At 45.8% G+C, this 10205-nt stretch carries 8 protein-coding genes; 2 read left to right on the top strand and 6 right to left on the bottom strand.

Annotation, left to right across the window (positions count from 1 at the left end; translation table 11 throughout):
• Positions 1-467: WD40 repeat domain-containing protein (locus EWV66_RS06200; RefSeq protein WP_287107464.1), on the top strand; the 467-nt coding region annotated here is incomplete at its 5' end.
• 625 nt (positions 468-1092) lie between these two features.
• Here the strand turns inward: EWV66_RS06200 and dxs are convergent.
• The 5 genes from dxs to EWV66_RS06175 all read right to left on the bottom strand — a co-directional run bounded on the left by dxs (position 1093) and on the right by EWV66_RS06175 (position 8208).
• Positions 1093-3003 carry a 1-deoxy-D-xylulose-5-phosphate synthase gene (dxs, locus tag EWV66_RS06195; RefSeq protein WP_287107463.1) on the bottom strand — a complete coding sequence of 637 codons (1911 nt, stop codon included), beginning with the start codon at positions 3001-3003 and terminating at the stop codon, positions 1093-1095.
• A 73-nt stretch (positions 3004-3076) separates the two neighbouring features.
• Positions 3077-3847, bottom strand: a complete 771-nt coding sequence (gene larB / locus EWV66_RS06190) for a nickel pincer cofactor biosynthesis protein LarB (protein WP_287107462.1) — start codon at positions 3845-3847, stop codon at positions 3077-3079.
• 174 nt (positions 3848-4021) lie between these two features.
• Positions 4022-5770 carry a ribonuclease J gene (locus EWV66_RS06185; protein ID WP_287107461.1) on the bottom strand — a complete coding sequence of 583 codons (1749 nt, stop codon included), beginning with the start codon at positions 5768-5770 and terminating at the stop codon, positions 4022-4024.
• Positions 5771-6009: 239 nt separating this feature from the next.
• A complete protein-coding gene (gene dapA, locus EWV66_RS06180; protein ID WP_287107460.1) occupies positions 6010-6900 on the bottom strand; it encodes a 4-hydroxy-tetrahydrodipicolinate synthase in 891 nt (296 codons plus the stop codon).
• Positions 6901-7170: 270 nt separating this feature from the next.
• Complete coding sequence (locus EWV66_RS06175) at positions 7171-8208, bottom strand: aspartate-semialdehyde dehydrogenase (protein ID WP_052276248.1); 1038 nt, start codon at positions 8206-8208, stop codon at positions 7171-7173.
• Positions 8209-8532: 324 nt separating this feature from the next.
• Here EWV66_RS06175 and tig point away from each other — a divergent pair, with 324 nt between their 5' ends.
• Positions 8533-9930: a trigger factor gene (tig, locus tag EWV66_RS06170; protein ID WP_052276247.1), complete on the top strand. Its 1398-nt coding sequence runs from the start codon at positions 8533-8535 to the stop codon at positions 9928-9930.
• Between the two features lie 79 nt (positions 9931-10009).
• On the opposite strand, the gene EWV66_RS06165 is transcribed toward tig, so the two are convergent.
• Complete coding sequence (locus EWV66_RS06165) at positions 10010-10144, bottom strand: hypothetical protein (RefSeq protein ID WP_287107459.1); 135 nt, start codon at positions 10142-10144, stop codon at positions 10010-10012.
• Positions 10145-10205 lie beyond the last annotated feature (61 nt).

Genomic DNA, 10205 nt, shown 5'->3' with positions numbered 1-10205 from the left:
TTATGTCAGTAGTATATAGTCCCGATGGTCGCTATTTAGCTAGTGGGAATGATGACAAAACTATCAAAATTTGGGAGGTAGCAACGGGAAAACAATTGCGTACTCTTACCGGTCATTCTGACTGGGTTAGGTCAGTAGTATATAGTCCCGATGGTCGCTATTTAGCCAGTGGGAGTTGGGACAAAACTATCAAAATTTGGGAGGTAGCAACGGGAAAAGAATTGCGTACCCTTACTGGTCATTCTCGCGAGGTTATGTCAGTGGTATATAGTCCCGATGGTCGCTATTTAGCCAGTGGGAGTGATGACAATACTATCAAAATTTGGGAAGTAGCAACCGGAAAAGAATTGCGTACCCTTACTGGTCATTCTGATGTGGTTATCTCAGTAGTATATAGTCCCGATGGCCGCTATTTAGCTAGTGGAAGTGGTGACAATACTATCAAAATTTGGCGGGTGGGACAGTAAACTTGTGTTGGGGGTGACAGCAATAACTTTTGTCTATCGAAAATGAGCGACACTTGCGGGAAACTGCACCCATGTCTTTAAAAATGTTGGATTTTAGCTCAAATTATTGAATCGAGCAGTTTTCTCCTAAATAGGGTATGCGGCAAAAAGTACGGGCGAAGCATTCGGATAGAAAATCTGGCGTTGTCATATCAGAATAGGAAAGATGCAATGCTCCGGTGCTGATTCGGAGCATCTTTCAATTTGACAACGCCGATTGTAGGGCTAATTCATGAATTAGCCCTACGCCGATTTTAGGGCTAATTCCACTGCTAAATCGAGCGACTCTTGTTCCCCACTTAAGCCCAACTATCGGCACTATTCGTTCATTAAACACTAATTGTCAAGATGCAGGGTAATCTTTCCTATCAAAGTAATTTCCGTTCCGGTGCTGATTGGGAGCATCTTTCAATTTGACAACGCCGAAAATCTACAGTTTCACCGATAGGTTATTGTCCGAATGCTTCGCCCGTACTTTTTGCCGCAAACCCTATTTATTGCCGGCAGTGTTCATTGACTATCTAGACCAAAAAAAGCCAGTCTTCCCTAATTTTTCGGGAAAACTGGCCAAGCTAATCTTGAGATTTTAACCAACGTTAGCGGTTTGTTTTTGGCTAAAAAATGCCGCCAAAACCTGTTCGGCAATCTGGGGACTGGTTAAACCCAAATCAGCGAAGGATTCCTCTGGTGTTGCGTGGTCCACTAATTTATCGGGAACCCCGAAACGCTTGACCGGAACTAGAATATTAGCATCCTGTAAAGCTTCCAAAACCGCAGAACCAAAACCACCCATCAAACAACCTTCTTCTAAAGTCACCACCTTACCAAGACGTTGGGCAAGGGGAAAGATAAGTTCTGTATCAAGGGGCTTGACAAAACGAGCATTAACCACTGTGGCCTCGATGCCGTGTTCGCTGAGGATTTCGGCCACCTGTAGGGAAGTGTTAACCATAGTGCCGTATCCTAACAGGAGAATATCATCGCCACTGCGGAGAATTTCGCCCTTACCGATGGGTAAAGCTTCCCAACCCTCTTCCATCAGGGGAACCCCTAAACCGTTGCCCCGGGGGTAACGCATGGCAATGGGGCCGCTGGTATGATTAATCCCCGTTACGACCATTCTTTGCAGTTCCGCCTCATCTTTCGGGGCCATAATGGTCATATTGGGGATACAACGCAGGTAGGCGATATCGTACATCCCTTGGTGAGTCGGTCCATCGGCCCCGACAATACCGGCCCGGTCCATGCAGAAGAAAACTGGCAGATTTTGAATGCAGATATCGTGAATAATCTGATCAAAAGCCCGCTGCAGGAAAGTAGAGTAAATAGTGACAACTGGGCGCATTCCTTCGCAAGCAAGACCACCGGCGAGAGTAACGGCGTGTTGTTCCGCAATTCCCACATCGATGTACTGTTTCGGTAGTTTTGCCTGAAATTTATCTAATCCCGTCCCGGTGGCCATGGCGGCGGTGATACCGATAATGCGCGGGTCATTTTCCGCTAATTTAGTGAGAGTATGCCCGAAAACTTTAGAATAAGCGGGAGGTTTCGGTTTACTGGAGGGAATCGGTTTACCCGTGGCTAAATTAAAGGGATTTTGGGCATGATAACCCACTTGATCTTTTTCGGCTAATTCGTAGCCTTTGCCTTTAACGGTGGCAACGTGGACGAAAACCGGTCCGTGGACCTTATGGGCCTGTTTAAAAGTGGCGATTAATTCGGGAATATTATGACCATCAATCGGGCCAAAATATTTAAAGCCCAATTCCTCAATCACTGCGCCGACTTTGGGAACTGCTAACCGTTTCATCCCTTCTTTGACTCGTTCCATTTCGGGGGTGAGGGAGTCACCGAAGAAGGGTAGGTGTTTCAATTGTTCTTCGAGATTATCGGCGATAAACTGGACGGGTTCGCTCAGACGCACTTTATTGAGATAGCGGGAAATTGCCCCGACGTTGGGGGAAATGGACATCTCGTTATCGTTGAGGATAACCATGATGTTGGTGTTCGGTAAATGTCCAGCATGGTTAATCGCTTCTAGGGCCATACCCCCGGTTAAAGCGCCGTCCCCGATGATCGATACCACCTTGAAATCTTCCCCCTTGGCATCCCGGGCTAAAGCCATTCCTAACCCAGCAGAAATGCTCGTAGAGGCGTGTCCAGCCCCAAAATGGTCAAATTTGCTCTCGCAACGTTTTAGATAGCCCGCAACGCCGTTTTTTTGGCGTAGGGTGTGAAAATCGTTATAGCGGCCGGTGAGGAGTTTGTGCGGATAAGCTTGGTGTCCCACGTCCCAAAGGACTTTATCGCGATCGAGATCGAGGGTTTGGTAAAGGGCGATCGTTAGTTCTACGACTCCTAACCCCGGTCCTAAATGTCCACCGGTAGCGGCGATCGTCTGGAGGTGTTTTTCGCGAATCTGACGGGCAATATCTTCTAATTGACGGAGTGATAAACCATGTAACTGGTTGGGATGAGTAATTTCACTTAGGTGCATATCGGCTTCTTTTTCAAAGTAGTTTATCCCTATACCAACTGTATAGGATTTCCAGTCTGAGATGAGTAAAAATCTAAGCTAATCTGGCCGCCGTGCGTAAAATTTGGCCGGCTAACATGGCAGCCCCAAAACCATTATCTATATTAACCACACCGATGCCGACCGCGCAGGAATTGAGCATAGTTAACAAAGGAGCAATACCGCCGAAACTGGTTCCGTAACCGATACTGGTGGGAACGGCGATCACCGGGCGATCGACTAATCCCGCTACCACACTTGGTAAGGCTCCTTCCATTCCCGCAACAACAATTAACACATCAGCGGCATCCAGTAGATGGCGATGATTCAAGAGGCGATGAATTCCCGCTACTCCCACATCCCAGAGACGCTGCACGGAAAAACCGCATAATTGAGCAGTAACCGCCGCCTCCTCCGCTACGGGAATATCGGCAGTTCCCGCCGTTAGGATGGAAATTATCCCTTTTGGGGGATTTTCTGGAGCGGCTGCGGCAATGGCACAGATGCGGGCCAAGGGATAATAAACTAAGTCTGTTACCTGTTCCTGTAGCTGGACTGCTATCTCTGCTTCAATGCGGGTGGCCATAACCACGGGACTATTTTGACGCAAAACGTTGATAATTTGGGCGATTTGAGCGGTGGTTTTACCCGGTCCCCAGATAACCTCCGGAAATCCCGTTCTTAATTGACGATGATGGTCAATTTTAGCAAAGTCTTCCACCGGTTCAAAGGCCAGATGTTTAAGTTTATCTAAGGCTGTCTCCGGGTTAATTTCTCCCCTGGCAACGGCGGTCAGCAGCGATCGCAAATCGGCAGCGTGCAACATGATCAGTTATCAGTTATCAGTTATCAGTGGGTAAGTTAACAGTTATCAGATTTGAGTTTTAAGTGAGCAGTATGTGTTAAGTGACCAGTATTAAATAGCAGTTTCTTGCCATCTTTTCACTGATTACTGCTCACTGATTACTGATTACTGCTCACTGCTCACTGCTCACTGATATTAGGAGGCCATGGTAGCTGCGGGACGGCGGCGGCGATAAGTACGATTGTTCGCTGGTTCCGTTGCCGCCGCTTGCAGGAGGAAAATCACTAGAGGTTGACTCTGTAACTCCCGTTTGATTAAACGTTGCAAAGTCGTCTCGATTTCGGCCCGCAAACCGGCCCAATCTGGGTCCCCCGTCGCAGTTTTAAATTCACTACTGCGATCGCTTAAACAGCGTTCGATCGCCCGAATAATTAACTGATTCAGCAGCGGGATTTCCACTTTTGTCACCACACCGCGCAAATTAATCTCTGGAGGTGCGCTTAATTGTCCCTCCGCGTTAACGAAGGCGGCGATCGTAATCACACCATCTTCGGCTAACTGTTGTCTTTCCTGCATAATGTGTTCGTGGACTACACCCGCTTGATCGACTAACTCGATTCCCGATGGCACTGGTGCGCCGAGGCCAATGCGATCGCCAGTTAACTCGATCGTGTCACCATTTTTGACAATTACCATATTTTCGGCGGGAATCCCCATACTTTGGGCCATCTGAGCGTGTTTGACCAGCATTCGGTGTTCTCCATGCACTGGCACAAAAAACTTCGGCCGCGTCAAAGATAACATCAATTTATGGTCTTCTTGGGAACCATGACCAGAAACGTGAATTCCCTTATCGCGTCCGTAAACCACGTTAGCACCCTGCATCATTAGGCGATCAATTGTATTGACCACAGCGATCGTATTACCCGGAATCGGATTAGCGGAAAAGACAATCGTATCCCCCTGACGCGCACGAATATGAGGATGTTCACCCTTAGAAATCCGCGTCATGGCCGCTAAAGGTTCCCCCTGGGATCCTGTAGTTAAAATGACGATTTTATCATCGGCTAAATTGCGGGTCGCTTTCAAGGGTTCAAATATATCATCGGGACATTTTATATACCCCAAATTACGCGCATGAGCGATGACATTTAACATTGATCGACCCACTACCACCACTTTCCGGTTAAATTTCTGGGCCAATTTCAACACCAGATTAATCCGATGCACCGAGGAAGCAAAGGTAGTAATCATAATCCGTCCCGTTGCTTGGTTAAAAACCCGCTCTAAACCGGGATAAACGGAAGCTTCCGAGGGAGTATAACCGGGTACTTCTGCGTTAGTGGAATCACTCAATAAACATAGCACTCCTTTCTCGCCATGTTCGGCAATTTTTTGCAGATCAAAAAATTCGCCATCCACGGGAGTATGGTCAATTTTAAAATCTCCTGTGTGAATAATTATCCCTAAAGGAGTGTGAATTGCTACACAAAAACTATCGGCGATCGAGTGGGTATTGCGGATATATTCCACCATGAAAGATTTACCTAAACGCACCATTTGCCGAGGAGCAACGGTTTCTAATTTGGTACGATTTACTAATCCTGCTTCTTCCAATTTATCCCGCAATAAAGCCATCGCTAGACGCGGACCGTAGATAATTGGTACATCAAATTGTTTGAGATGGTAGGGAATACCACCGATATGATCTTCGTGACCGTGGGTGACGATCATACCCTTAATTTTATGGCGATTTTCTCTTAGATAAGTCATATCGGGAAGCACTACATTGACCCCGTGCATATCATCGGAGGGAAAAGCTAAACCGGCATCTAAGAGAATAATCTCATCATCGTATTCAAAAACACAGGTGTTTTTGCCGATTTCGTGTAGTCCTCCTAGGGGAATGATCTTTAGTTTTGCTTGGGTTTTATCTTGACTCATTAGGTATCCTTTGATGGTAAGTTATGGTGATTTTTCAGGTGGTTTTTGTGGACGGGAAATCTCAAAAAATGGATAGTTAGACTTATTCTAACTAGGGAAATAACACCTAGTTAAATTCACTTAGTATCAATACTTTCTAGCAGTTCTAAACTATATTTCTTTTCTAGTTAAGCTATTAACATTATAACCTATTTCTCGAAAAAATCCTAGTTTAGTTAGCCAAATTTTCTAATATTTTTCTAGATTAAAGCCAATTCTTGCATAATTTTTGCTAATCCTTCTTCTAGTTCGGGACTTAGGGAACATAAAGGAAGTCTTAGACCCCCCACATCCCAACCGACTAGATTTAAGGCCGCTTTAATTGGAATTGGATTAGTGGCACAGAATAAACCTTTAAACAGGGGAAATAATTTCAAATTAATCTCGATCGCTTTGGCCGCATCTCCAGTTAATAAAGCTTGAATCATTCCTTGGATTTCTTCTCCCACTAGATGACTAGCAACACTGACCACTCCCACCGCACCACAGGTCATTAGGGGTAAGGTAAGAAAATCATCGCCGGAATAAATAGCGAAATTTTCAGGAGTATGACAGTAAATCTTACAGGTTTGTTCTAAATTACCACTAGCTTCTTTTACCGCCACAATATTATCAACTGCTGCCAGTTTAATAATCGTTTCTGGGGTCATATTTTGACCCGTGCGACCAGGTATATTATAAAGCATTACTGGCAGATCGGGACAAGCTTTGGCAATGGCGCAAAAATGCTCATATAAACCCTCTTGGGGAGGTTTATTGTAGTAGGGAACCACTTGTAAAGAACCATCTAAACCCAGTTTAGCAGCCTGTTGGGTCGCTTCGATCGCTTCGGAAGTGCAATTAGAACCCGTCCCCGCAATCACTTTTCCCCGACCATTAACCGCTTTTTTGACAATACTAAATAGTTCGTATTCTTCCTGCCAACTTAGGGTGGGTGATTCTCCCGTCGTCCCACAGACCACTATACCATCGCTACCGTGGGTAACTAGATAATCGGCCAATTTTTCCACCATCCCATAATTAACTTGACCCTCGACGGTGAAGGGTGTCACCATCGCCGTAATTACTCGTCCAAAATATGTTTCACTCATTGATCAGTTATCAGTTATCAGTTATCAGTTATCAGCTTCTGAAGGCAAGAGGCAAAAGAAAGAATCTGGCAATCCTCCTACCTAAAAAGAAGGTTATCAACTAAGTACATCGAAGCTTTTAGCTTAACAAATTAGGTTTTAGATTCGTCCTTTGTTATCAGTTTTTGAGCGATCAGCAATCAGCTTTCAGACTTTATTTATCCGACGATTAATTAGCTATTTTTCTAGTTATCATTGCCTTGATCTAGCTGATGGCTGATAGCTTAACTATCAAACTGTTGCTAATCTTGAACCGACGAGATTTTTCTTAACTAAAAGTTCGGCAATTTGTACAGCATTTAAAGCCGCACCCTTGCGAATTTGATCGCCGCATAGCCACAATTCTAGACCGTTAGGATGGGAGATATCTTGACGAATGCGTCCCACTAATACTTCATCGCGACCGGTGGCATCAATTGGCATGGGAAAATAATTAGCGTCCCAATCTTCCACTAATCTTACCCCCGGAGCAGACTCAAGAATTTCTCTGGCTTTCAGCACAGAAAAAGGCCGACTAAATTCTAGGTTAACCGATTCCGAATGGGCCCGGAGGACGGGAACCCTCACACAGGTTGCACTAACCCGCAGCTCTGGACAAGCAAAAATCTTGCGGGTTTCGTTGACCATTTTCATTTCTTCCTCGCAGTACCCTTGACCATTAATCGGGGTATTGTGGGGAAAAAGATTAAAAGCGAGGGGATAGGGGAAGGAATTAGTGGGAGGTTGCCGATTGTCCAGAATTGCTTGCGCTTGCTGTTTTACCTCCTCCATGGCTCGCGCTCCAGCACCACTAGCGGACTGATAAGTAGAAACTACTACTCGCTCGAGCGCCTGTACTTGGTGGAGAGGCCAGATCGCCACTCCTAAAAGAATTGTCGTACAGTTGGGATTAGCGATAATGCCCCGGTGATTGTCCACACTGTCGGGATTGATTTCCGGGACAACCAGAGGCACTTCGGGATTCATGCGAAAAGCGCTGGAGTTATCGATAATCGTCGCACCCGACTCGACAATAGTTTTCGCCCAAGCTTTCGAGGTGGATCCCCCCGCAGAAGCGAGAACGATATCCACGTCCTGAAAAGAGCGCTCGTTTACCGCTTCGATGAGGAGACTTTCGCCCCGAAAATCGAGGGTTTTTCCAGCAGAACGCTCGGAAGCCAGTAATTTTAGACTAGCGAGAGGGAATTGACGACTAGCTAATAACTCTAGTAATTCCGTTCCCACGGCCCCGGTGGCCCCTAAAATAGCGACCCGTACTTTTTGACTCAAATTGTGTTACCTCCTGACGAGTTGGGTGATGATGATGATCCGAAGAAATCGTTACAGTAAAAAATCTTTTTTGTCCGCCGAGTTATTCTCAAGCTTGGATTGATCGGCTTTTGATCAGCAAAATTTTCTGATTGGGCTTAACTGCCCCAAGGACGGAATAAATTAAATATACCCCATTGACCGCTAAAATAAAAAGATTGTGACAGCTTGGGGAGCAACTGCAGCTATTCCCCTAGAATATCATGAGCGGGACGGATCCACCGCAGGCGTAAACACCGCTCACCCTATTATAAACGTTCCTTGTCGTAAGAGCTAGAAAAATCAATGAAAGTTATTCAGGAAAAGCTTCCTGCCAGTCAGATAGGTTTAGAAATTGAAATTCCCGCCGAAACCACGAAAAACACCCACGAGAAAGTGGTAAATAATTTAGCGAAGTCGGCCAATATACCCGGTTTTCGCCCCGGTAAGGTTCCCCGTCAGATTCTTCTGCAAAGATTGGGAACTAAAGCGGTAAAAGCGGCGGTAATTGAGGAATTAATCGAAAATTGCCTCGAATCTGCCCTAAAACAGGAGGGGATCGAGTCCCTGGGTAATCCCCAGCTATTGTCTCAGTTTGAGGATTTGATCGCTGCCTATGAACCGGGTAAAGCTTTGACTTTTTCAGTTTCCGTGGATGTGGCCCCGACAATTATTCTCGGAGATTACGAAAATCTGAGCGTTACTGCCGAAGAAACCGTTTATGATCCCGAATCCGTGGAAAATTGGTTTAAAGAGCGTCAAGAACAGTTAGCGACATTGGTTCCCGTGGAAGATCGCGGGGCGCAGCTGGGAGATGTGGCGATCGTTGATTATCGGGGAAAATCCGCCGAAACTGGCGAAGATATCCCGGATATTGACGGCGAAGATCTGCGGGTGGATATGGAAGCAGGACGCTTTATCGAGGGGATGGTGGAAGGAATTATCGGCATGAAACCGGAAGAAGTCAAAGAGATGACTTTAACTTTCCCAGAAGATTATCCGAAAGAGGATGTGGCAGCAAAAGCGGTAATCTTTACAATTACGATGAAAGAGTTAAAGGCAAAGGAATTACCGGAGCTTGACGACGATTTTGCCCAAGAAGTCAGCGATCAGGAAACAATCGCCGAATTAAGAGCGAGTTTAGAGAAACGTTTCCAAGAACAAGCGGAGAAGGAAACCAAAGAAAGCATTTATGACGCTTTAACCAAGGAATTGGTCAAAGGTGCGACTTTAGATTTACCGGAGACGCTGATCGAAAAGGAAGTGACGCATATTTTGACCCAAAGCTTCATGGAATTTCAACAAATGGGGCTAGATGTCAACCAGTTATTTACAAAAGATAATATTCCCAAAATGCGGGAAAACACCCGTCCCGATGCGATCGAAAGTCTGAAAGAGACTCTCGTGGTACAGGAATTGGCTAAAGTCGCCAGCATTGAAGTCAGTCCCGAAGCGGTAGCGGAAAAAATCGCTAAAATCATGGAGCAATTGTCCGATCGCGACATAGATATGCAGCGTCTGGAACAGGTGATCACCGAAGAAATGCTGGCGGAAAACACCCTAGAATGGCTGAAAGAAAAGGCTACTATCACCCTCGTCCCCAAAGGTTCCCTAGAGGAAGAAACAACCGAGGAGGAGGAAACAGAAGAAACCTTCGCATTCACCGAAGTGGAAGTGTTGGCAGCTGAGGCTGAGGAAGAATAACCGTAAGGAGTTAGCAGTCGTGTTGGGGTGTTGGGGTTTTAGGGTATTGCTTGAATTCCCCCATTCCCCCACTCCCTGATCACTGATAACTGATAACTGATAACTGATCACTGATAACTGATAACTGCTCACTGATAACTGATAACTGATTCCTGCCAACCGGGGAAAACTTAGGGCATAATAGATGGACAGAAGTGCTAAAGATGCTTAACATTTGCCAGTAAAAGCTCCACAGCCAAGCAAAACCCCTAAGATTGTGATAGCGGAACCGAAAA

It is taken from the genome of Microcystis sp. M_OC_Ca_00000000_C217Col (assembly GCF_007095585.1).
Classification (GTDB): Bacteria; Cyanobacteriota; Cyanobacteriia; order Cyanobacteriales; family Microcystaceae; genus Microcystis; species Microcystis panniformis.
This window is presented reverse-complemented; position numbering and strand designations above follow the sequence as displayed.